The organism is Cohnella sp. WQ 127256, from assembly GCF_024519285.1.
Taxonomy (GTDB): Bacteria; Bacillota; Bacilli; order Paenibacillales; family Paenibacillaceae; genus Cohnella.
On record NZ_JAMZCY010000010.1, the window covers coordinates 246,541 to 271,071 of the forward strand.

Annotated in this window: 14 protein-coding genes; 11 read left to right on the plus strand and 3 right to left on the minus strand. The window is 46.2% G+C overall.

Features of this window, described 5'->3' with window-relative positions:
* The first annotated feature begins 61 nt into the window (after positions 1-61).
* Both M1K58_RS25960 and M1K58_RS25965 read left to right on the plus strand, forming a co-directional pair.
* Positions 62-7,615 carry an InlB B-repeat-containing protein gene (locus M1K58_RS25960; protein ID WP_256761791.1) on the plus strand — a complete coding sequence of 2,518 codons (7,554 nt, stop codon included), beginning with the start codon at positions 62-64 and terminating at the stop codon, positions 7,613-7,615.
* Between the two features lie 179 nt (positions 7,616-7,794).
* The gene (locus tag M1K58_RS25965) at positions 7,795-8,085 is read left to right on the plus strand and encodes a winged helix-turn-helix domain-containing protein (RefSeq protein WP_256761792.1); all 291 of its coding nucleotides are present in this window, start codon (positions 7,795-7,797) and stop codon (positions 8,083-8,085) included.
* A gap of 285 nt (positions 8,086-8,370) precedes the next feature.
* On the opposite strand, the gene M1K58_RS25970 is transcribed toward M1K58_RS25965, so the two are convergent.
* Complete coding sequence (locus tag M1K58_RS25970; protein ID WP_256761793.1) at positions 8,371-8,793, minus strand: hypothetical protein; 423 nt, start codon at positions 8,791-8,793, stop codon at positions 8,371-8,373.
* A gap of 292 nt (positions 8,794-9,085) precedes the next feature.
* Here M1K58_RS25970 and M1K58_RS25975 point away from each other — a divergent pair, with 292 nt between their 5' ends.
* The 3 genes from M1K58_RS25975 to M1K58_RS25985 all read left to right on the plus strand — a co-directional run bounded on the left by M1K58_RS25975 (position 9,086) and on the right by M1K58_RS25985 (position 18,272).
* On the plus strand, positions 9,086-13,474 hold the full coding sequence (locus M1K58_RS25975; protein ID WP_256761794.1) for an AAA family ATPase: 4,389 nt from the start codon (positions 9,086-9,088) through the stop codon (positions 13,472-13,474).
* A gap of 317 nt (positions 13,475-13,791) precedes the next feature.
* Entirely contained in the window at positions 13,792-16,575 is a 2,784-nt protein-coding gene (locus tag M1K58_RS25980; protein WP_256761795.1) for a hemoblobin-interacting domain-containing protein, read from the plus strand.
* Positions 16,572-18,272, plus strand: coding sequence for an S-layer homology domain-containing protein (locus M1K58_RS25985; protein WP_256761796.1), 1,701 nt, complete (start codon positions 16,572-16,574; stop codon positions 18,270-18,272). The genes M1K58_RS25980 and M1K58_RS25985 overlap by 4 nt, the downstream gene beginning before the upstream one ends.
* A 123-nt stretch (positions 18,273-18,395) precedes the next feature.
* On the opposite strand, the gene M1K58_RS25990 is transcribed toward M1K58_RS25985, so the two are convergent.
* Positions 18,396-18,965 carry an LOG family protein gene (locus M1K58_RS25990; protein WP_256761797.1) on the minus strand — a complete coding sequence of 190 codons (570 nt, stop codon included), beginning with the start codon at positions 18,963-18,965 and terminating at the stop codon, positions 18,396-18,398.
* 76 nt (positions 18,966-19,041) lie between these two features.
* On the opposite strand from M1K58_RS25990, the gene M1K58_RS25995 reads away from it, so the two are divergent.
* The gene (locus M1K58_RS25995) at positions 19,042-19,356 is read left to right on the plus strand and encodes a MazG nucleotide pyrophosphohydrolase domain-containing protein (RefSeq protein WP_256761798.1); all 315 of its coding nucleotides are present in this window, start codon (positions 19,042-19,044) and stop codon (positions 19,354-19,356) included.
* A 33-nt stretch (positions 19,357-19,389) separates the two neighbouring features.
* Here the strand turns inward: M1K58_RS25995 and M1K58_RS26000 are convergent, their stop codons facing one another.
* Positions 19,390-20,301, minus strand: coding sequence for a helix-turn-helix transcriptional regulator (locus tag M1K58_RS26000; protein WP_256761799.1), 912 nt, complete (start codon positions 20,299-20,301; stop codon positions 19,390-19,392).
* Between the two features lie 102 nt (positions 20,302-20,403).
* Between M1K58_RS26000 and M1K58_RS26005 the strand changes: the two genes are divergently transcribed.
* The 5 genes from M1K58_RS26005 (at position 20,404) to M1K58_RS26025 (ending at position 24,510) form a co-directional block, all read left to right on the plus strand.
* Positions 20,404-20,868 carry a VOC family protein gene (locus M1K58_RS26005; protein WP_256761800.1) on the plus strand — a complete coding sequence of 155 codons (465 nt, stop codon included), beginning with the start codon at positions 20,404-20,406 and terminating at the stop codon, positions 20,866-20,868.
* Between the two features lie 128 nt (positions 20,869-20,996).
* Positions 20,997-21,566, plus strand: a complete 570-nt coding sequence (locus M1K58_RS26010; RefSeq protein WP_256761801.1) for a YdeI/OmpD-associated family protein — start codon at positions 20,997-20,999, stop codon at positions 21,564-21,566.
* Between the two features lie 274 nt (positions 21,567-21,840).
* A complete protein-coding gene (locus tag M1K58_RS26015; protein ID WP_256761802.1) occupies positions 21,841-22,899 on the plus strand; it encodes a hypothetical protein in 1,059 nt (352 codons plus the stop codon).
* A gap of 69 nt (positions 22,900-22,968) precedes the next feature.
* Entirely contained in the window at positions 22,969-23,772 is an 804-nt protein-coding gene (locus M1K58_RS26020; RefSeq protein ID WP_256761803.1) for a metallophosphoesterase, read from the plus strand.
* Positions 23,773-23,790: 18 nt separating this feature from the next.
* Positions 23,791-24,510: a metallophosphoesterase family protein gene (locus M1K58_RS26025; protein ID WP_256761804.1), complete on the plus strand. Its 720-nt coding sequence runs from the start codon at positions 23,791-23,793 to the stop codon at positions 24,508-24,510.
* Positions 24,511-24,531 lie beyond the last annotated feature (21 nt).

Below are 24,531 nucleotides of genomic sequence, written 5' to 3' on the forward strand. Positions count from 1 at the left end.
ATTGAGAGAGCAGTAGAGCAGTAAAGAGATTCATAACAGCTACGAGAAGGGATGAATGAGTGTGAAGAAGGCAACAAAACGAGTTTGGAAGTTGAAATCACGGATTTTAACGTGGATGCTGATTATCAGCATGGTGGTGACGTCACTACCGGTGCAGCAGGCGACAGCGGCCGAACTGCCGGTACAACAGACGATAACGCCCGAGCTTCTGGCAGCAGCCGAACCAAGCGGATTCCAGGACGTTAGACCAACGGACTGGTTCTATGATGCAGCCGCCTATGTCCAGAAGAATGGTATATTCAGCGGAACGGGTGGCGGTCTCTTCTCGCCCAAGGGAACGATGACGCGCGCCATGTATGTGACGGCGCTTGGACGAATGGCGGGCGTGGATGTAAGCGAATATTCCGCCTCGACCTTTACCGATGTGCAGGCGGGGATTTGGTATGCGCCATATGTAGCGTGGGCGGTCAAGAAAGGGATTGCCGACGGAACGGGCGGTCGGAACTTTTCTCCGGATGCAACCGTATCCAGAGAGCAGATGGCGACGCTGATTTTGCGGTATTTTGAAAGCTATCAGATTCCCTATCAAACTAGCAATCGCTTAACTACGAAGCCGAGCGATCTCGCGAACGTTTCTTCCTGGGCGGCTGACGCGGTCGTCAAGCTGTGGCAAGCAGGTTTGTTCGCCGGGGATAGCAATGGCAACTTCAACCCGCATGGACAAGCGTCTCGTGCGGAAGCGGCTGCTCTCTTTATGCGCATCAACGCGGTTGTGGAGGCGTGGGCTAATCAGAATCAAGAGACACCGACACCGACACCGACACCAACGCCGACACCAACGCCGATACCGACACCTGGACCCGGCGGGGTCGGGGGCGGCGGTGGCTCAGGCAGCGGCGGAAGCGGCGGCAACAACGGCGGCAATATCAATGACTCTCAGCATTTAATTACGTTCGAGAGCAACGGAGGTACTGCGGTTACTAGCCAGACGGTGAACGAAGGCGCTAAGGTTGCGGCACCTAGCGCACCGACGAAGAACGGTTATGTGTTCAGCGGCTGGTACAGCGATAGCGACTTGACGATCGCATACGACTTCACAACAGCTGTGGTGAAGGGTAATATCACTTTGTATGCAAAATGGTCGATTGACAAAAAAAATAGCTATACGGTAAAGTTCATCAGCAACGGTGGTACGGGAGTGGTTGACCAGACGGTGGAAGAAGGCGCCGTGGCTGCGGCACCCGACGCCCCAACGCGGGCAGGTTATACGTTCGGCGGCTGGTACAGCGATAGCAACTTGATAAGCTACTACGGTTTTACGGCAGCGGTTACGGGCAACATTACGTTGTATGCCAAGTGGCTTGCCGACTACACGGTGAGCTTTGACAGTAAAGGAGGCTCGGCGGTAGCTGCCCAAACGGTACGAGGAGGGGAAGCGCTGAGTAAACTGCCTGCCCCGGCGAAGGAAGGGTATATTTTCCAAGGGTGGTTTAGGGACAGCGATTTATCGCTCATCTTCGCGGAAGGCAGTTCCGTTACCGCGGATACGAAGTTGTATGCGAAGTATATAGATAGCGTGAGTAATTCCGTACAGAGCAATCCCAGCTACTCTGTGATGGATGTCGCTCCGGGCTTCACCATCGCTGTCCTCGATGAGACCGGTAGTCTGACCGAGTCTGAGGTAAAAGCGGGGATGGCGTTCGAGGAAACCTCTAACCCTGATTTCGCGGGGATTACCGTCACCGGCGGGAACGGTCTCTTCACGGTAGCGTCCGCAGCCGATGACGGTCTGTTCACAGAAGGCAACACCTATCAACTGACGTTGACGGACGACAATCTGTCTTTCCAAGATCAAGATGCAACGACGAGCATCTATGTTTTTAGCGTTGCCAAGGAAGAAGTCATGAACATTGCGCTCAATCCGAATATGAAATATCTGCCCTTCGCGGATGTCACGGATATGATGATGAATGGCGCGGATGTAGGTTCGCCTGCGATTCCGGTAATCACGACGACGGTGGGCGGCAGCGAGACCGGTCTCGCCGCGGCGAATGCGAGCAGCGGAACGTTCACGTATACCGGAATCCTCGAGCTTCAAGTTGGCGATACCGTCGCCATCTATGAAGGGGTTCGCCCCGATCGTCGCACGTTAGAAACAACCGGTGAAGAAGATGGCGATGTCGCCTATGTCCAAATCACAGCGGTGAGCGGTACAACCTACACCTATGGTCACGCGGATGCCAAGCAAGTGTTGTTCAGGCCGGATGTTCTGCCTGTGAGCGTAGAGGCGGATACGGACAAAGACCCGGACAACGACTCCATCACGGTAGCGCACACCGCGATGAACTACAGCGACAGTCTGTATGCGCCGCTAGGTTTGGATGAACTCACCACCGTCGATGTGGGCGATTTTATCGCTTTCTATGAGGGTGAATTTGGCGGAAAGGAAGCCAGAGTAATCGGTTATGGACGCATTACGTCGATCACGCCCGACGCAGAGATGGATATCATTACTTATACCGATGCTACAGAGGAAGATATCGTGCATGTCTTCGACGTCTATCAGAAGCAGAAGATTGACGGCAGTCAGTTGTTGTCGGATGAGGAGATTGCGTACCTCGAGGATCAAATTAAGCAGCAAGCGATAGCCAGCGGATTCGTCGATAAAGCGGCGAATTATCTATCTACCCTGGCCATGGAGACGGAAGCATTCAAGTCACAGATGGAAGTGAGAATGCTATCGGCCTCCAAAGGGAGCAAAGTCAGTGTGGAGAATCTGACCGTCGTGCCTTCACTTGGTACGAAGGTGAAGAATATTGCCGGACAAACCTCCGGAGTCAGCGCTTCGCTTCAAATAGGAGCCGATATTGTCATACGGATCCATGAAGAAAGCGACCTTGTCATTCATATGACCGGTACATTCCTTCAAGAGATCAGCTTGAATCTCAGCGTCAATGGGGAGACGCATTGGGATGAGGTATGCGTCTGGGTTCTCTGCATACCCTACCCGAGTGACTATCGTGTCACCGCTGATCTGGATACCTATACGTATACCGGGATCAACATTACGGCGAAGATGGCCACCGTCGAACACGATAAGCTGCAGGATGCGCTGGATGACTGGGATAAAGCAGCTACTGGCGGCAAGCTAGGCAATATTCGTGACATCGCGACAGAGATGAAAGCGTTAATCGACGGTGTGCAAGATACGTCAGTAGACTCGGCGGTATTGAAGGCACAGTATCAAGAGATGATGGAGAACGATACGGAGTGGGTTCCGTTAATCAAGATAAAGCTCTTCGAGAAGAAGGTGCGCTTGCTTAAAGGTCTCATTGAAATCCAATTTACAGCGGAGTTCGTTGTCAGCGCCAAAGTAAACTTGACGATCGGGACCGATTTCAACTATACGACGGCTAAGCGCTACTCGGCTACCGTGCGCGTGCTTAGTTTCACAGGCACGAGCAGCACCGTAAGCTTGCCGGGTGACGGTAATTACCAGTTTACCTTCTATGTCATGGGGGCGCTCGGATTGCGGGCGGGCATTCTTCTGGAGCTTAAAGCGGGGATTGGAAGCGTTAAGCTGAATAGCATCGGGCTGTCCATCGAAGCCGGTGCGTATGTGAATCTGTGGGGATACTTCTATTATCAGTTGAAGCAAGTGAACGGGGTTCAGACCACCCGGTCAAAGGGCGCTCTGTATGTAGAGATTGGCATTTATTTGGAGAGCGCAGCAGGCGCCCAATTAGGTGACGGATTGCTCTCGGCCAAGGTGCCGATCTACGAGAACACATGGCCGCTGTACACGATTGGAGAGCAGAAGCCTGTTGTCGACTTTGCCTATTCGCAGGATGAAGCGCCCGAGCTGATCTTGGCGGGCTCTGCGTCATTCATGGAAGTGCCGCGGATGTTGTTCTCGATGAGTACGTTTGATTTGAAGACAGGCAACACGGATACCCTGGAGTATGGCTTGAGAAATGATCTATTCGACATCCAATTGGGCGGCGATTGGAATTTCATGAGCAGGACGACTAAGGAGAAAATGACAATCGAAGTGATCAACACGAGCCATCAGACGAGCCGTGGCTACCTGGTCATCACATGGAAGGGGCAAGCGCCGCTGTCGTTCTCGTCCCAACCGCTCAAGCGCACGATTCCGGTGATTTGGATGGCCAATGCGGGCAACAAAACTCTCCAACTGGACCCTCAGAATGGCGGAGTGACCCAGGTTATCGTTGCACCTTATAATGCGGCGATCAGACCGACTACCCCGGTATATCCGGGATACACGTTTGACGGCTGGTATACGGCTGCTTCCGGCGGCACGAAGACGACGATTCCGAGTGTCATGCCAGGGGAGGATCAGAAGCTGTACGCGCACTGGATCCCGAACACGAATACGCCGTATACCGTTCAACATTATTTGATAGACCCGAATACCCAAACAGCGACTTCCCCTGTGTATACGGAAAAGAGAACCGGAACAACGGGTACGGAAATTCAGATCACTTCGGACAGGTATAAGGGTATAGGCTATAAGGACGGTACGGTAAGCGGCGTGTTGATCAAGGGTGACGGCTCGACAGTTGTCAGGCTTGATTACTATCCGGCGAATCGCACGATGACCCTCGCAGGGGGTTATGCGGGTGCGCCCGGAAGTTCGCTAACGGAAGCAATCGGCAAGAACATCGCCGCTCGTATACCGGTGCCGACAAGACCGGGATATACGTTCGCCGGCTGGTTGCCGGATGCTCCAAGTACGATGCCGTCTTCGGACACCACCTATACTGCGAAGTGGACAACGAGAGAGGACACGCCTTACCAGGTCGTATACTTGCTGCAAAATATCGGAAGCGACACCTATACGGTTGCGGATACGGAATCGTATCGCGGGACAACCGATACCGTGGCGAGCCTGACGAATCCGACCAAGTCCTATGAGGGCTTTACGTTCGACGACAGCGTTCCGGGAACGGTGCTGGCGGCTCCGATCGCGGGCAGAGGCACAACGGTGCTGAAGGTGTACTACAAGCGCGATAACTACGCCATGACGATCAATTACAATGGCTCCGGCGTAGCGACTAAGATCGTTGACGTACCGTTCGGGGCAACGACGAAATTATACCTTGGCGCTCCGACCCGGCAGGGGCAGGCATTCACGGGATGGTTGCCCGCTTCTCTGACCACGATGCCCGCAAGGGCTGTCGAGTTCATCGCTCAGTGGTCGCTGAACAACCACACGGTGAGATTCAACAGCAACGGCGGGTCGGCGGTGGCTGACCAGACGGTAGGTTATGGCTTCCAGGCAAGCGAACCGACTGAACCGACGAAGGACGATCTGGTGTTCGGCGGCTGGTACAGCGATAGCGCTCTGACCAGCGCTTACGACTTCACGACAGCGGTAGTGACGGCGGATGCGACATTATACGCGAAGTGGCTGCGCAGCTACACGGTGAGCTTCGACAGTAACGAAGGGTCGGAGGTGGCTGACCAGAAGGTAAACGAAGGAGACAAGGCTACGGCGCCTAGCGCGCCGACGAAGGAAGGCTATGTGTTCGGAGGCTGGCACAGCGACAGCGGCTTGACGAGCCTCTATGACTTCGAAGCGAGGAAGGTGACGGCTAACCTTACCTTGTATGCGAAGTGGGCGATTGCTCCCAAAAACAACTACACGGTGAGCTTCAACAGTAACGGCGGCACGGCAGTGGCTGCTCTGACGGTAGAGGAAGGAGCCGTGGCTACGGCGCCCGGCGCACCGACGCTGACCGGTCATATGTTCGAAGGCTGGTACAGGGAAAGCAGCTTGACGAACCGTTTCAACTTCTCGACGACACCGATCACAGCTAACCTCACGCTGTTCGCGAAGTGGACGAAGAACAGCTACACGGTGAGCTTCAACAGCAACGGAGGGTCGGCGGTGGCTAACCAGACGGTGGAATATAACGGCAAGGCTACGGCGCCTGCCGCACCGACGAGGAACGGTTACAAGTTCGTCGGTTGGTACAGCGACGCCGGTCTGAATACAGCCTACGATTTTGCGACAGTGGTGACGGCTAACCTCCCGCTATATGCGAAGTGGACGGAAGTCTACACGGTCAGCTTCAACAGTGACGGCGGTTCGAATGTAGCCGGCCAGACGGTGGAATATGGCGGCACGGCTGCGACGCCTGGCGTGCCGACGAAGACCGATTATACATTCCTCGGTTGGTACAGCGACAGCGACTTGACGATCGGCTACATCTTCACAACGCCGGTGACGGGTAACCTCACATTATACGCGAAGTGGAAATCTAACAAATTCACCGTGAGCTTCGACAGCGACGGCGGGTCAGCCGTAGAGAGTCGGTCGGTGAATCCTGGCGAGAAACTATGGTCAGCACCTTCTAAAGCACCGAGGTGGATGGGTTACAGGTTCGAGGGTTGGTACAGCGATCCCGAACGGACGCTCGTCTACGACTTCACGACGCCGGTGATGTCAGACATCACCCTGTACGCGAAGTGGTCGATGACATCGTGGCTAGATTTGGGTGAAGTGGAAGATAAGGATTTGGAGAGGGCGTCAAATATCGTATTCGACAGCCAGGGTACTCCTTATGTTGCTTATGTGAATAGAAATACCTATGATATCCATGAATTGCAGGTATTCGTGATGAAATACGAGGAAGACGAGTGGCGGGCCGTTGGCGATTTACCCGCCGCAGCATGGTTCACTCCCAACGATAATAATCATTCAAAAAAGCTTGAAATAACGCTTGCCATGGACAGCAGGGACACGCTTTACGTTGCTTATTATGGTAACTCCTCAAGGCTATCCGTGAAGAAATATATCGGAGACACTTGGGAAGACGTAGGGAGTATAACAAAAGCGGGGTTCGGCGCTTCTATTGCCTTCGACAAGGCTGGAACTCCTTATATGTCTTATATCGATGAGGTTTCGGCCGATTTGACCTTCTACCTCAATGTGGTGAAGTACAAAGATAGCAATTGGGAGCAGATAGATCGTTTTAAGGCCAATAGCTTTAGAACAGGCAGCTATAAAACAATCATCGCGTTAGACCCAAGCGACACCCCATATGTATTCTATACGTTTACACTATCCGATTATAGTGATACTAGTAGAACAGCTGTGGTGAAGTATGAGGGCGAGGGGTATGTTCGGAAGGATATAGATCCCGAAGGAACTCAATTACCGGTTCCTTTCCATGTCTCATTCGCGCTTGATCCAGATGGCGTACCTTATAAGTTTTATATCACTGGTAGTGGAGGTCGCGTGGAGAAATATACGGGCTCCGCTTGGGAGCCTGTAGGCACTACCTTACCTTCTGTCAAGGCGTATTATGGGGGGGGGGGTGTTCCCGTAAGTATCGCCATTGACAGCAACCGTATTCCTTATGTTGCTTTTCAAGATTCTACACAAGGCGATAGGATGACTGTGATGAAATACGAGAACGCAGCTTGGAACCCCGTAGAGAATGCCGGCTTCTCCGCCAAGGTCCCAAGGATCCTTAATATCGCCATAGACAGCAGCGACAGCATTTATGTGTACTACTCTTCCAATACAAGCAATAATTATAATCTGACCGTAATGAAATACGATCCGTACTTTCATCAACCTTGACAGATCAGACTGGCAGAACAGCCTACTCCCCTCGGAGTAGGCTGTTCTGCTGTGAGCCCGGCATGTGTACGGAGAAACGAGCGGAATCCCTTGCCCCGGGAGAACTTCAACAACAAATCGCCAAGCAAGAACAGCAGATTGCTGAACTGTAGAAGGGAACAACTGCTGGAGTTACTGGTTTGACGCTGGACTTCTACGCACAGACCGTCAACATGGGGAGTGAAACGATTTTATTATCGAACAAAGAGTTCAGTCTACTGTCCTATATGGCACAAAACGTGAATCGTGTCATCCGTGTCGATGCGTTGTTTCAGTTTACTTGGGGAACGGATAGCCTAGAGGACACGAGAACGGTCTCTGTACACATCAGTAATTTGCGTAAAAAGATCGAGGCTGAACCTGCCAATCCGGAGAGAATTGTTACGATTCGGGGGACGGGCTATATGCTAGTTGCCAGAAGTGCGTTGTAACGGGAACTTGAGCTTAACCCACAGTTGAAGAAGTTGTTTGATTCACTTAGCTAGTATCTGTGAAGGACGCCTGATTGGGGCGTCCTTCATTTCGTTGTAAACGAAAACCCCCAGTTCGACTGGAGATTCAAATAGCTTATAGCTATGAGAAGTAATCCCTTGCCTCTCTTACGCCGCTATTTTTAGGTATATTATTTTCTCGATTGAGAGCTGCCATCAACTCAATGTTGACTAAGAAAACCCTTTGCATTGTTACGATTATGACCTTTCTTAATCCTTATAGGGTTAAGAAGAGTCAACAACGTCTTGAATATCTTGTTTAGTAGACATAGGCGTTCCAAACGGATTGTTCTTCGCTTCCTGATAGGCCCAACTAAGTTCATCTAAGATAGCAGCTAAATTTGAAGCGTCCACACCGGTGATACCAGCGCGAGCGAATACTTCTACGGTAGGGGGAGATCCTCCACCGAGAGGAGTTAAATAGGCATAGATTGCATTTACCATCATTTCTTGAATAGTCTCGTCAACAATTGCTTGAATTTGAGCAACTGTTCTTGGATACGGCGTTGCACTGATTTCTAAATAGTATTGGACGGCGGATAGATTAGCTGCTGTGACATCATTAATTCCCATAGCGGCAAATGTCGTCTCATTAACATCCTTCCACTTGTCCGAGTCAGATGATGCAGATGCAGCATTGATTTTCATAGCGATTTTCCTCCATAGTTTGATAAAAAATAGCGATTTTCCTCCTTGCATTTTATCATGGAAGATTAGCCCATTAATGAACCTCAAAGAAAACTTTAAGTTCGCGCTCGAGATAAAGCATGCCAAAGAAACAGATTACAAAGATAATTGGCTGTAAGAACGTTGATTCGATATGATATCAACTAACTCCATACACGACACCATCACGATCTACATTATTAATAATTAATGGTAAAATGATGAAGAATCAATAAAAGTATTTATATAAGTATGAATGGGCCACGAAGGAGGATTGGACAACATCCCACCAATGGAAGGAATCGAATTACGGAAATTGATGAATGGAACCCCAATCGATATTTCTTCTTTTCTGCAAATCGCCCTAATGCTGACGGATGTGGTCTATACCTACCACAAAAGGGATACGATTATCGGCAATTTGAACCCGGCAGGCGTTCTAATTCAGTTAGAGAGAAAGCTTGTCGAGCTTACCGATACTCGAATAACCGATTACGCTTACCTTTCTCCAGAGCAAACAGGCAGGATCAATCGTACTCCCGAGAGGTGTAGCGACCTGTATGCTTTAGGGATGATTTTATACGAAATGCTTGCTGGGAGCCTACCATTTCGAGCACAGAGTATGGAACAATGGGTGCATGCCCATCTGGCAATGATACCAATTCCTCTGAGTGAACTACGTTCGGAAATTACGGGCCCTCTCGAAGGTATGATTATGAAGCTGTTGTCGAAGATGCCCGAGGGACGCTATCAGAGCGCTCACGGTTTAATAGTCGATTTACAGCGATGTGTCTCTTCTATAGAAAAGACAGGTAGAATTGTTCCTTTCGAGATTGCCCGTGCAGACGATGATAGCCGATTTCAGCTCCCGAATAGCCTCTTCGGACGCGAGGCGGAAGAGCTTCAGCTCTCCAAGGCTCTGGAACAAGCTCGTGCCGATACATGCACATTTGTCATTGTGTCTGGAGGGGCAGGTAGCGGTAAGACTGCGCTCGTTCATCAGCTTCAAGGTTCGGTTATACGGGCAGGTGGCCGCTTCATTTCGGGCAAATGTGAGCTGATGAATCGGGATATTCCGTTCTCGCCGATACTGGAAGCGCTTCGAAGATTGATTCAACAAGTGTGGAGCGAATCTCCAGAATCCGTCGCAAGACTTAAAGTACAGTTATTGGAGGCATTAGGCCGCAGAGCGGGTGTTATTGCACAGCTTTTACCGGAAGCGGAGAAGCTCCTTGGTAAACTTCCTTCGGTAGAGCTGTTGGGTCCTGCAGAAGCGGCCATTCGTTTTCGTCTGCTACTTCCTATTTTCATACAAATATTTGCGGGCAGCGGACATCCCCTGGTTATCTTTCTTGACGATCTGCAATGGGCGGATTCTGCTACGATGGATACCCTTCGTACAGTTGTATTGGATCCAACCTTACATGGTTTACTCCTTATAGGTACATTTCGTGAGGAGGCAGCTCCGCACCGGATAGCATCTGAAGATTCCCGAGCAACAGCCGCTTCATGGATAGAGAATTCATTCTTTCTGACGAAAATGCCAGCCTCTCTTAGCGTTCAGCATATTGCGCTGAATCCCCTAACTTATATAGACGTGAGACAATTCGTCTCTCATATCGTTAAAGAAAATTCCGCTCGTATCCGAATGTTAGCAGAGTCTTTATACCACCGAACAGGTGGTAATCCGCTCTATTTACACCGTCTTCTGGATAGCTTATACCGTGAGAAAAAGCTATATTATGACGATGAGCAGGCCAATTGGGTTTGGGATACAGTCGCTGTCACGCGTATGCCCGAAGATCCCGACATTTTGCATTTGATCGGTACTCGCATTCGCATGCTGCCATCCGATACCATTGAACTGCTAGCTGTAGCGGCGTCTATTGGGCATAGGTTTCGATTATCTATGGTCGCTGCGGCGAGCGGGCACTCTATGTTCCATGCGAATAGGCTGTTGTGCGTAGCCTCGGAAGAGGGATTAATCTCACAAGAGAATGATTTCAGCGAAACGGATACAGACGAGGTTTGCTATACTTTTCTGCACGATCGAGTGCAACAAGCCGCTTATCAGACAGTTCACGAAACGCAACGAGCAGATCTACATCTCAAGATCGGACGTTCCATGTGCAACCTTGCATCGGATAGCCTGGATGATTGGATATTTGATCGTGTATATCACTTGAATCTAGGTAGCGAACGAATGGCAAGCCAAGCGGAGAAGAGGGAGCTAGCTGCTTATAATCTCGAAGCCGCTTTGAAGTCGCAAGCTTCCACGGCTTTTGCCACCGCCAAGAATTTGTTGGAAAAAGGTTTACGTCTAGTCGAGAATGATGAGCAGGGGCAGAATTCGCTAGCGTATCGTTTAATGCTCGAGTTACCCGTGTGCGAATATATGTGCGGAAGAGTCGACCGCGCGGAAGAGTTGCTCGATCAGCTACTGCTCCGCACCGTGGGTGTGGTCGAGCGCTCCCGAATTTACCTGATTCAAATCTCTATGTATGCCTATCTCAAAAGAGATCGAACAGCCGTTGCTATTGGATTCAAGGCGCTTAAGGAAATCGGATTTCTTCTGCCGGCGAAACCTTCCAATGCCCTAATCAAGGAAGAAATGCACCTGGTACAGATCGAATTGACTAGCATGCTTAACGAACCGGAGCTTATTCCAAGTGATGATCCCCATTACATTGCAATGTCCAATCTAGTCATGGCGATATCGACATCGGTATTTTCGTTAAGTTCTGAACGATCCGTCGTGTTATTTTCCAGATTCATTCGATTCAGCTTGAATGATGGAAAAGGAAGTAGCGAGGCTTTTGCGTATATCCTTGCGTTATACGGTGTCATCATTCTTAGAGATAAGATCGTTGACGCCCCAATAGGACTTCATTACATGGATGCAGCTTTACGAATAGCGTCATCTTTCGAAAGTGCGGATTTGTTATGCAAGCTGAGCTACTTTAGGGGAATCGCTAGATTATTAGACCAACCGGAAGAAAGTATTACTCATTTCGAACAATCGATGCGTTATGGAATGGAATCCGCGAATTTGATCTTTGTTAGCATAGCGGCGCTTACGTGTGTAATCGCTCATACTGGAGATTTACATACTTTGTCTGCACGGATAAAGAATTACGAAGATGTCTCAAGGCAGCTTCTAGATGAGGTCGCGAAGAACGTTTTTCGTATTTTGCGATGGTATATTGCCCAATTGCAGGGTGGTGCCGGCGAGGGCGAGGAAGTCGTTTTGCCGGTGCAGAACGATCGATTCAAGGGGACTATGAATAACGAAGTTTCTTATATCTATACCTGTAAAATAGAGATTGCTTATTTGTTCGGACGGTACAAGGAAGCCCTGGAGTGGATAGAACAAGGGACGTTTAATACCGCCAGACAGAATTGGTTGCAGGCTCGTAAGCAACATGTTTATCACGCGCTTACGCTTGCCGCTAGATATGCCGAGGCGCCGATGGAGGAACGCGCAGGCATTCAGGCCAGACTGAAGAAGTTATTGCGAGTCATGAAGCAATGGTCAGGGTACTATGGGCAGAATACTTCGGTCTGCTTGCTAGTCTCGGCCGAGCTGCACAGAATTGACGGGAATTCACTCGCTGCCGCCAAAGGGTACGATGATGCGATCCTTGAAGCGCGAAGCCAAAATGACAGGTTGATGGAAGCGATCGCTTGCGAACGAGCTTCCGTATTTTATAGGGAAGCGGGAAGCCGGAACGGAGCGGACGTGTTTATGGCGGATGCCAGCGTTGCGTATTCGGCTTGGGGGGCTACCCGCAAAGCGCAAAGGTTGCGAGAGGATTACCCGGGTCTGCGGTTCTTCGATGCTGAATCGCAATCGCAAGAAGATGGAATGGCGGCTAAGGGATTAGCTGGATTTGAAAAGGAGCGCGAGAAGGTACCGACAATCTACGACGATAATGTGTTTATTATACAAACTTTGGAAGGAATGAGTGCGGGGAGTGGCGAAAATGCAATGCATCGCTTCCTGGAATCGGCGATTAGTTATTCGGGTGCGGAGAAGGGATACTTGTTAACCAGTCACGAAGAGGGCTTTACGATAGAGAAGCTAGCGGGCAGTCATAAGGATGTTCGGAATGAGGTTTCATTTGTAGAGAGCGTCGTACGTTATGTCGCCCGAACTGGGGAACCGGTTGTGCAGGGTGATGCTTCGCGAAGCCTATGCATAACGGATTCCTATACTCACCGCAGTCTCCCGCTATCCATCCTTTGTATGCCGGTTCTTTTTCCGGGGCAGTCGTGGTCGTCTGTTCTATATTTAGAGAATAACCTCCTCCCTGGCGTGTTCTCTACGAGGACACTGGGGGTACTGGATCTCATGATAGCCCGAATGGTGTATTTGAGATCATTCAACCATTGGCGTCAACAGATTAGAGAATCAAACGATATGGTTAGTGCTTCCACATTGTCTGACCAAGATTCGCGGCCGCCTGTCAATGCGCTGACGATCCGCGAAATGGAAATGCTGTACGCATTGGCGGATGGCTTGTCTAACAAGGAAATCGCTTATCGGTTTGGGTTAACGGAAGGTACGGTCAAGAGTTACGTTTTCAACTTATATGGTAAGCTCGGGGCGAAACGAAGAGCTCAGGCGATTGCGCACGCAAGAGAACGGGGATTATTGGAGTAAATATATGTTATTAATAGAGGATAAACCAAAAAATGGAGCGGGTAGATGCTCTGTTATTGGTTTATTTTTTTGCGCGGCACCAACTTTCGTTAGTACCGCGGAGTTAAGCGTAGGATATATACTTATCTTCGTGACGCGGGAAAATAATTTGGAGGTTGAAGGGGATATATTGCGAAGAAACTTGTCGGATATTAGGAAGTTGATGAGATTTGTCTATTCACCCTGGCGTTAATTACGCTTGGTACATGGTTAGGAGGTAGTGTTCGGGAAGCGCAAGCATAGATCGTTCATTAAATTCATAAGGAGTGGGACTTATCGTGCTAATAAGAACAAGCTTGAAAATGAAACTGGTTTCATTCGTTGTCATGGCAACTGTCGTGTTATCCGTTTTTAATTTTGCGGGTTCACCGACTGTCGTTCATGCAGCAGGTACGGCTCCAGCGCTGTCCGCTGTCGATCCTGTGGCGATAAGCAACGGCAACAAGACCGTTACGCTGACATTCGATCAGCCTATCGCATTATCAGCCGATGCACCAAGCGTACCTGTTCTAATCAAAAGATCGGGTATGGGTTCATTCGTGCAGTCGGATTTCTCAGGTGTGAGCGTTACCGGCGCTGTGTATACGAAGTTGCAAATTTCGTTTAGTACGCCGCTGACCGGAACGAATAACCAAATTAGAGTGCAGGCGGGCGTAGTGGTAAATGCGGATGCCTCCCAAGCTAATGCGGCGATCACAATTGGCAATATCCCATTAGGTGACGTAACGCCGCCTGAGTATTTGAGCCAAGCGATTAGTTCGGACGGTAACAAGGTGACTTTAACGTTTGACGAGCCTATTATTAACAATCCAGATCAACCATTGGATGCTCAACTTTACTATAAAGATGCTCTACTCGACCTAGCAGCAGCAAATCCTATTGTCGTTAATGGCAACACGATCGTTATCACCTTGGCCGCCGCTTTTTCTGAAGGAAGTTATGATCTTTATCTCTCGAACGTTCAGGATCAATCTGGAAACTATTCGATTAATGATGATGAGCGTCTACATATTGAGATCTATAACTATCTCTATGCTCCAAAATTAACAGTAGATGAACCCAAAACCTATGCATTGCCCATAGGACATGTTATTGTATTACAATTTGACCAAAACATGGCTAACAATTTAAATAGCGATGTCGCATTGAAAACAGCGATTACGATCTCCAATGATGACGGCATCCATTATAGTCCGCTGGGTATCAGCGATCGGGTAATCATCGATAATAACAATGATTCTTCATATCTCTACTTATACCTTCTTCCTGCTAAGCAGAGGTCGGGAACATATAAAGTGAAAATAGCTGCAGGCGCCCTCAAAAATTTAAGTGGCGTTGCAACTACTTCTGATATCATCACTCCGCCGTTCACATTAGAAACCTACGTAGCTCCAATGCTATTAGACGCAACTGCTGTTAACACTAGCGATAACGGCATAACCGTAACAACTGTGACGTTGAACTTTAGCAAAGTCATTCATGACGTTACAGGCGGGTCATTAAAGGACTGGATTATGCTGAACAGAAGCACTAGTAATCCGAGATATGATTTGCTAGGTGATTCAGATACTGTTGAATTCGACACAACGGGCCAAAAGCTTATAATCACACTGCATAACCCGCTTGAAGGAAACCAGAACCAGATATTTATTTATGCAGGCGCTCTTCAAGATCAGAACTACAGTACGTTGCCTAGCATTCTAACCCGTTACCTTTCCATAGCACCCACGGATGACACTGCTCCGCCACAATTGAAAAGCTATGCTATCGATAATCAGAACCACGATATCACCTTTGTTTTTGATGAAAATATTATCAACGCTACAACGCATGCTACAACGTTAAAAGCAGCAGTCAACATAGTGTCCGGCTTCAATATTGAGCCTGATAATGCTCATCCATTTGCTGCATTAGGCACAAACGATACAGTAACGATTAGCGGCAATAAGCTCGTCATTCACTCGGCCTCGGCGTTAACGGAATTGAGCAACTATGTCCGTATTGCCGCAAATACGCTCAAAGATGAGAGCGGTAATGTGGTCGCTAATGACATTATTACGGAAGAAATTCAACCGAAAGATTTGCTCGCACCTAATTTAACTGATTTTGATCTTAAACCCATGTTGATTGGATCTAAGAATGTTAATGTTTTAAGTATGCTTTTCGATAAAGATCTTACGGACAATACAATAGATGCACGTGGTGTATCCCATCTTAAGGAAAAGGTTTCCTATTCAATAAACCAAGGGATTACTTACTTGCCATTAAGCCCAGATGATTCAGTAGTAGCAGCAGGTGGCAATATAATTGGCGTTTTGATTCACACTCCACTTAGCGGGAGGGTAATCTTTAAGCTGGATGCAGGCGCCGTAAAAGACGACAACGGCAATGTATTGAACTCGCCTGTTACGCTAGAGATAGCGCTAGCGCCGGTAGTCATACTTTCAACCAACCTCTATAGCAATGTACCGAGCGAATTGAAATTTGTAGACAATCCGGATTGGGCAAACAATATTCAGAAGATCGAGGTTGCTCAATGGATTAAAAATCCCGGGGATGAATACCCGATAGTAACCACATTGACGGAGGCAGACTACACCGTTACTTCAGGAAAAATAACGATCAAAAAAGGAATCTTTGAAAATAACAATAATTACAGGATTAACGTTGTTTCCTTTCCATATGCAAATCAATATTTCGCAAGCAAAGCGGTCGTGTCTACAGAAGCGTATTACAGCACTCCGATCGCTGTCGAGAGAACGAATGGCATCACAGCAAGAGTTTCGATATTAAACACTGGTACGGACGATAAATCTGCGACCCTCATCTTCCAACTGAAAAAAGGCGATTCCTCTGTGAGCATCGTTCCTATGAGCGCATCGAATTTGATTAGTGGCATGTACACCGTCAATTTTAATGTTCCGGATCCTGGCAATCCCGATTACAAAGTGTATGTCTATGTCGTGAGCGAATATAGTAATGATCCCGCTAACGTCGGAATCAATCTATCAACTGAAAAGACGCAATGGGAATTTGATTATTATTGGGGGATGAATCAATGAAGCTGAATAAGCTTAGTTTAGTTTTACTGTTTGCAATAGGCTTGACGATTGTACCCCTGACGGCTTATGCCGCTGAATCTGTTGCAATCACGGGAACAACAACCCATCATCCCGGCGATTCCATTACGATTTCCGGCAAATCAGAATTTTCCCAAGTCATCATTAAGGTGCTTCGTCCCGGCAATAGCAGTGTGTTGTACTTCGATATAGCCAAGGTGACTGCAGGACAATACTCAAATACGCTTACACTAGGCAGCAGCGAGCCAATAGGAACCTATACCGTCGTAGTTGGACAATCGAACACGGTCGCTACTACGACATTTGCCGTCACGGCAAATGAAAATGTCAATCCTGGCGGTGGCGGCGGCGGTGGTGGTGGCGGTGGCGGTGGCGGTGGTCCTATCACTGGAACGATAACGCCTCCGGTGGACGTAAGGCCGGGTGCTATCTTCGTGGATACCGGCAAAAATGCGGTCAAGGAAGTGAAGGCAGCCGACGGAACGGTTACAACAACCGTTTCGCAGGACGCTGGAACGCTGGCGGCAGCATTCAAGCAACTAGCTGATCAGACGGGCAGTGACAAAGCCACCGTGGTCGTTATCAAAATTGACAACAAGGTAGGCCCCGTCAAAGTCGATTTGCCAGTTTCCGCACTGAAGGATGCAAGTATCAGAACGCCGAACGCGGTCCTTTCCATCGAGACGAACAGCGGCAGGTACTCGCTCCCGCTAAGCATTTTCGACATCGATTCGATTTCCCGAAAATTGGGCGTAAGCATCAATGACCTCGTCATCCACGTTGAAATTTCGCCCGTGTCTTCCGATATCAATGCGCTCATTCAAGCAAGCGCGGAGAAAGAGGGAGGCAACCAGTTGGGACGTGCTGTTTCTTTCACGATAACCGTCGGCGGCAATGGAAATCGTATCGAATTGAATGACTTCGGAATGACCTATGTAACTAGGTCGATCCTTATGCCTCATTCGGTGGACACGAATCAGAGCACGGGCATACTTTATGATCCCGTGACAGGCAAAATTTCATTTGTGCCCTCCGTATTCGTAGCACCGAATACGAACGGCACGGTTGAAGCCCGCATCATGTTGAACAGAAACAGTATTTACAGCGCCGTTACAATGAACAAGTCTTTTGATGACATCAGCAAGCATTGGGCCAGAGCGGATATCGAGCTTATGGCTAACAAACTAATCGTCAAAGGAGTTTCGAATACCCAATTTGCTCCGGAAAGCAGCATTACCCGCGCTGAATTCGCGACGATGTTGGTTCATGCCTTAGGCTTAACCTCCGATGCGGCTTCAGCAACCTTCAAAGACGTAAAAGCAAGCGATTGGTTTGCCGGCTCTGTAGGCGCCGCTGTTAAAGCTAAGCTAGTTACTGGCTTTAGCGATAACAGCTTCAAACCGAATGCTACCATTACGCGAGAACAAATGGCGGTTATGGTTTCCAAAGCCATCAGCGCAGCTGGAAAAACAGTCCCTGCATCGAACGATGCCTTGGCTAAATTCAATGACAAAGCCTCCATCAGCAGTTGGGCGCAAGCCGCAGTCTCACAATCTGTTGAAGCAAAAATCATAGCCGGCATAACGGATAAGACCTTTGTTCCATCTGCTAATGCAAGCCGCGCACAAGCCGTTGTTATGATAAAGCGATTGCTGCATTACGTAAATTTCATTAATTAGATCGCTAAACCAAACAAAGAATACCGTCCGCTCGAGGGATGGTATTCTTTGTTTATTTTGCATATCTCTAGCATTGCACTCTGCCAGGGCGCTCAATGGTTGATGGAAATCAAAATATGTAGACTATTTAGTGTATGTTTTTACTCTAGGCGGGACATAATTTGCAAACTTTTCCAATAATCCTGCTGGCTCCTGATCTACTAAAAGCATTTGATGGTACTGATCTTGCAAAAACTGTTGTTCGTTCATATGGTCGAAAAATGAAATCAGCAGATCATAATAATGGTTAACATTTAATATACCGCATGGTTTTTGATGTAAACCGATTTGACTCCATGTAAATACTTCGAAAAACTCTTCTAATGTACCTGGACCACCTGGAAGCGCAATAAAGCCATCTGCTAACTCCATCATCTTGCTTTTTCGCTCGTGCATGGACTCAACAGTTATTAATTTTGTTAAGTTTTTGTGTGATATTTCTCGTTCCTCAAGTAGCTTTGGAATCACACCAATGACTTGACCGCCCGCCTGTAACACAGTATCAGCTACCGTTCCCATGATGCCAACACTGGCACCGCCGTACACTAAAGTAATGCCACGCCTTACTAATTCTTCACCTAATTTTATTGCCCCTTCTTTGTATGCTATAGATGATCCATTACTAGATCCACAAAAAATAGCTATTTTATTCATAAAATTAACCTCATTTCGAAGAGTATTATATAATTATAATTATAGCTAGTTTCTGTTTAAATAGGGGGTACATAAATTGGATGTAAATACGTTTCAAAAATGGGTCAAGGATTATTATGAAGCACGAGGTTGGTCAGAACTCGATATTTTCATTCGCATAGGTTTTTTAGCGGAGGAAACGGGAGAAGTAGCACGTGCTATTAGAGCGTTAGAAATTGGTCGAGATCGTCCAGATGAATCCGTCGGTACATACGCTGAAAATAAGCAGGAGCTAGTAGAAGAACTTGGCGATGTACTGGGGAACGTTATAGTAATTGCCAACAAGTACGATGTTAGCCTTGAGGATATTTTTAAATCTCATCAAGAGAAATTACATAATCGTTATAAGTAGAAGTTCAGAGCAATACCCCTTTTCTTCGACAAATTAGGAGTAACTATCCATCATTTTATTTAAATAATTTCGGAAGTCTTCAACATAAGTTTTGGGCTCTACGATTTTTAGATTTGTGCCGAAACTTGCTAAAAATTGAAATCCCGTACTGTTTTGAGGGACATAAATTGTTGCTAATAAAAATGCAGAACTGTAGTTTTCAACACTCTTTCGACCGTACCTTTCAATGAATTGATCTTTTATGCTTGGTGAAATCAATGCCTTAATAGCGACTAGTTGCGGTTGATAACTTGATTCACGTTCTTGTTCTAATAAATATTCTCTAGGGTTAAATGTTTTTTCATCCATATTAAGATTATCAATCCGAGATAATTTAAACGTTCTATAGCTCATACGATGTAAACAGAATCCTTTCAGATACCAACTCGTTTCGCTAAAATGAAGCTGATATGGCTCGACGATTCTATTCGTCGTGGTGCCATTTTTATCTATATAATCAAATGAAACTAACCTTCTTTTTAATATTGATTCTTGAAACGTCTTCAAGGTTTGAAGAACCTCAGACCGACCCTCCCAATCATAAAATGACAGTTGAATTGAACTTTTCAGAGACAATGGGCTAACCATCGCTTCTATTTTTTTAATAGTAATTTCAACTTCTTCGCTAATTAGAATTTGTTCCAATCCGCCGAGCGCAGTTAATATATTCTCTAAGTCGGAGCTACTTAAAAGACGTTTATCAACCTTGTATTCATCCATAATACCGTAGCCGCCATTGACTCCATTGATAGAATAGATCGGGATGTTTGATAGGCTCAGTGTTTCCATATCGCGAAGAATGGTCCTTTTGGAAACATTAAATAATTGCGTAAATTCTCTTGTTGAAACGATATTTTTCTTCAGCAATATCATGATTATTGAAATAAGTCTCTCAACCTTGTCCATATTTCTCCCTCCTTTTTCTTTACTTAATCTAAGAATGGTGACATATAGGTGTCACCGTTTGTAGATTATACTACATTTATCACAAGAAGGAGGTATTACATTATGTCAGCTATTGTATATTTGAACTTTGATGGAATTGCAGAGCAAGTGATTGATTTCTATTCGGAGGCTTTAGGTTCAAATGAAGTAAAAAAAGTTAAATTTAAGGATTTCCCACAAGATCCAAACTATCCACTGCCAGAAAATGAGTTAAATATGATTATGGAGTCTTCAATAGAATTCGCAGGCGGGAAAATAATGATGTCGGATATTTTGCCTTCAATGAAGATGGTGACAGGTGAGTTGGTGATGGGAAATAATGTACTGATTAGTCTAGTCATCGATGATAAACAAAAAATGGAGCAATACTTTAATAATTTGTCCGTCGGTGGCAACGTTATGATGCCGTTATCTAATACTCCGTGGTCTTCGTACTTTGGAATGCTGGTTGATAGGTTTGGGGTTTATTGGAAATTTAATAGTGATGCAGATAAGTTTCTTGATAAAGTCGTTTCCAACAAACAGTAACTCATTCTAAAAAATGGTCTTGCAATTGAAGACCATTTTTTAGTGTGTTTTTTCTTGGAAAGGTATATTTAGATATCTTCAGACGACGGAAATATGAATCAATTTAGAAGGGATAATGTATCTTATCTATGGAAATTGAAAATCTGATTCCAGCGAAATCGAGAGAAGATGTGAGGATTTGGCTGCAGGAAAATGGAAAGATTAAAAAGTCATGCTGGGTCTTGGTTAGTATGACGCCTACCCCTAATATGTTGTTATATTTGGACGCGGTCGAGGAAGCTTTGTGCTTTGGATGGATCGATGGAGTCAAAAAGAAAATTTCTGAAACGGAGCTGGCTCAGAGGTTGTCTCCTAGAAGTAAAAAAAGTTCATGGACTGAATTAAATAAAGAGCGTGTCCGCCGTCTCGAAAAGTTGGGGTTAATGAGAGACGAAGGAAGCAGGGTTCTTCCTAATATGGATCACAATTCTTTTAGGATAGATGAAGATATAGAACTAAGGCTAAAGGAGGAAAAGCAAGTATACGATAATTTCATGGCATTTCCAGATCTATATAGAAGAATTCGGATCGACACGATACAAAGCAATAAGAATCAGTCTGAATTGTATAGAAGCAGATTAGACAAATTCATAACAAATACTAGAGAAAACAAAATGTACGGTCAATGGAATGATAATGGGCGTCTACTAAATTATTAAGATCATCTGGGTAAGTTTACCTGTGACCAGTATGCGACACATATGGAGTGCTCAATATTGATGGTTCGCAAAGAATAGATTACGTCATGACGCGCAAAAAAGACCTTTTGAGGGAGCACGCACCAAAACGAACAACAAAGATGACGCCAGGAAATGTTGATCCTGAGCGTCATCTTTGTTGTGCGAGCTGCGCAACCTAGAATAATCAGATTTTCAGCTATATTTCATTCGATTTCGGTATTATATAATTCTAATATACGGAAAGGGGAACATTATGATAAAAAAACAACAGTCAATAAATATCAATAATACGATAGAAAAAGTTATTATTTTTTTACAAAACAATATACAGAAAAAGTGTGGTGAAGTGACCATAGAGCTCGTGGCGAAGGAGGTCAGTTATTCCAAATCCCATATCCAAGCACTCTTTACTGAGGTGTTTGGGGAACCCATGATGCGCATATTCATGCGGATGAAGATTATAGAGGCAGTAAACATAAGTTTGAGGCCAAATGTACAAAAAGACATACTAGAAGTAATTAATCTAAGCGACTATGCAGTTCTTGACAGGGCAACGAACAATTTGTACGGTTCGACTTTTAAAAAACTAGTAGAGAATGAGGGAATTATCATGGAATCAAAAAAACTAGATATGTTAAGCGCAGAATTAGAAAATGTTGAATTTAATATTAGAAATCTCGTATGTGAGTTGATTGCAGGCGAATATGTATGGAGTGAACACAAGATAGGGGAAGACGTAGAACTCCTTGGACAATATATCAACAGCATATTTACAAAAAAAGAGTTTTTAGAAGAGGCGTACAAAATAAATCCTCAAAACCCTTTAACTAGTGTATTTCTAGGAATAGATTCATATGTTAACGAAAACACTGACAGTTCGGAAACACACTTCCGAAAGGCGATAGAGTATGCACAAGTAGATTTGAGATTTAAAGGTGTAGGTCCATTTTTACTCATTTATGCTATGTGGCTACATTGTGAATCTCGTAATGAAGAAGCTGTCCATGTGACAGAAGATGCAATCATACAAATGCCCGACTGTTATTTCTTGCCCTTCTATCGAGGATTGTTTGCACTACACGGTGAAAACGAAGGGGAGTATGAAAATTTAGAAATCGATAACGATGAAAGTATGAAAGACGAACTGGAAGAAATTAATGCTCATTTTACGAGAGCAATTCAACTTAACGAAAACTATGCTCCAGCATACTACTTCAAAGGGAAGGCCGGAACTTGGTTAAACAAAAAAGGAGATGATGATTTTAAAAAAGCGAGGCAGCTAGATAAGGTATTTTCTTGTGTAATCATGTAATAGAAGCGAAAACCACCGATTAGGGTCCCCAACCTAAAGTGATAAATCCAATGAATGGAGGTCAAGACAATGGCTTCTTTCGACCTAATATCGGATACTCATTTGGATTTCTGGATCACGGTTGGAGCCAGTTCGGAATTGCAGCTAAAGAAGATCGACAAGCTCATAGATCAACTGCTCCCTCCGACCCCGTCAAAAGTTCTGATCCTCGCCGGTGATCTCGGACACTACAATGGGCAGAACGTATTACTGCTACAGAGCTTGAAACGAGTTTACGACCATATCTTATTCGTTTTCGGCAACCATGACTTATATCTTGTATCGAGAAAGGTTTGTCAGAAGTATTCCTATAACTCAATGATCCGTCGCGACGAAATGAAGTCGTTAGCTGAGGAGATCGAAGGCGTTACCTGTCTGGATGGAACCAGTATCACGATAGATAGCATCACTTACGGCGGAACAGGGATGTGGTACGACTTTTCCTTTGGTCTTCAGGAATTGCATATGCATATTGATCACATTCGAAGAGTTTGGAAAGGCGTGATGAACGATAATAAGTTTATTCACACGCTTCCTAACTTTGAAGCAGAAATGGCCAAGCTAGAGCGCGTCTTCGCAGAAAGCAAAGTAATTGTCACTCATGTTGGGCCGGACTGGTCAAAGGTTACAGGCGAGTATCGCTATGATCCGGTGACCAGTTTCTACTATTTTGACGGTTCTTCCCTTCTAACCCGAGCCCAGGGCAAAACATGGTGTTTTGGTCATACACATGATCATTATTCGTATGAAAAGAACGGCTGTCATCTGGTCAATAATGCGCTTGGTTATCCGGGGGGAAAGCGGCGGATGCAGATACAGACTATTGAGATTTGAAGTAAGGATGTGTGCATTGTGAGAACGATCGTGATTTCAGATATTCATGGGTATTATCGCACCTTTGTAGCGCTTCTATCTCGCGTCTCCTATGATCCTACTGGTGATAGACTTATTTTGCTTGGTGATTATGTTGATGGAGGGCCTGCGGCTCTTGAGGTTGTTCGATTGGTTCAACAGATGGCGAGAAATCCGAATGTGTATGCAATTGGGGGTAATCATGACGACATGTTTCTCGATTGGTTGGATGGCAAAGATTATCGCCTATCTCCTTATACGAACCCCAAGAATGGTGGACAGCAGACGATTAAGTCATTTTGTCCAACGTTGATTGACGATACAGAGACGAGAGAGTATATCAAAAAAAATTATGTTAGTGAAATTACCTTTTTGCGGAGCTTACCCAATTTCTTTGAAGATAATCATCATATCTATGTACATGCCGGTATTGATCCTAAACAGAATGACTGGAAACAAACATCGCATAAGGATTTTCGTTGGATTCGAGGACGCTTTCATGGTTATCAATCGAAACTCAATATAACCAAGACCATCATCTTTGGGCACGAGGCTTGTGCACGTCTTCATAAAGATGAGATGAATTTTAATCCTTGGTTTGGTGACCAAAGGGTTGGGATCGACGGTGGGATAAAATTCGGGAAGGTTATGAACGCGTTAATTATTTGTGAAAATGGGGAGTATCATACGAAAAGTATTGCAAGCTGTGACGATAAATAAGTGTTGAATTCTAATGTTGAT

Excerpts from the sequence above, each read along its gene's own strand:
- M1K58_RS26015 (WP_256761802.1), top strand. The coding sequence starts at position 21,841 with ATGATAAAAAAACAACAGTCAATAAATATCAATAATACGATAGAAAAA.
- M1K58_RS26000 (WP_256761799.1), bottom strand. The coding sequence starts at position 20,301 with ATGGACAAGGTTGAGAGACTTATTTCAATAATCATGATATTGCTGAAG.
- M1K58_RS25985 (WP_256761796.1), top strand. The coding sequence starts at position 16,572 with ATGAAGCTGAATAAGCTTAGTTTAGTTTTACTGTTTGCAATAGGCTTG.
- M1K58_RS26020 (WP_256761803.1), top strand. The coding sequence starts at position 22,969 with ATGGCTTCTTTCGACCTAATATCGGATACTCATTTGGATTTCTGGATC.
- M1K58_RS25970 (WP_256761793.1), bottom strand. The coding sequence starts at position 8,793 with ATGAAAATCAATGCTGCATCTGCATCATCTGACTCGGACAAGTGGAAG.
- M1K58_RS25990 (WP_256761797.1), bottom strand. The coding sequence starts at position 18,965 with ATGAATAAAATAGCTATTTTTTGTGGATCTAGTAATGGATCATCTATA.
- M1K58_RS26005 (WP_256761800.1), top strand. The coding sequence starts at position 20,404 with ATGTCAGCTATTGTATATTTGAACTTTGATGGAATTGCAGAGCAAGTG.
- M1K58_RS26010 (WP_256761801.1), top strand. The coding sequence starts at position 20,997 with ATGGAAATTGAAAATCTGATTCCAGCGAAATCGAGAGAAGATGTGAGG.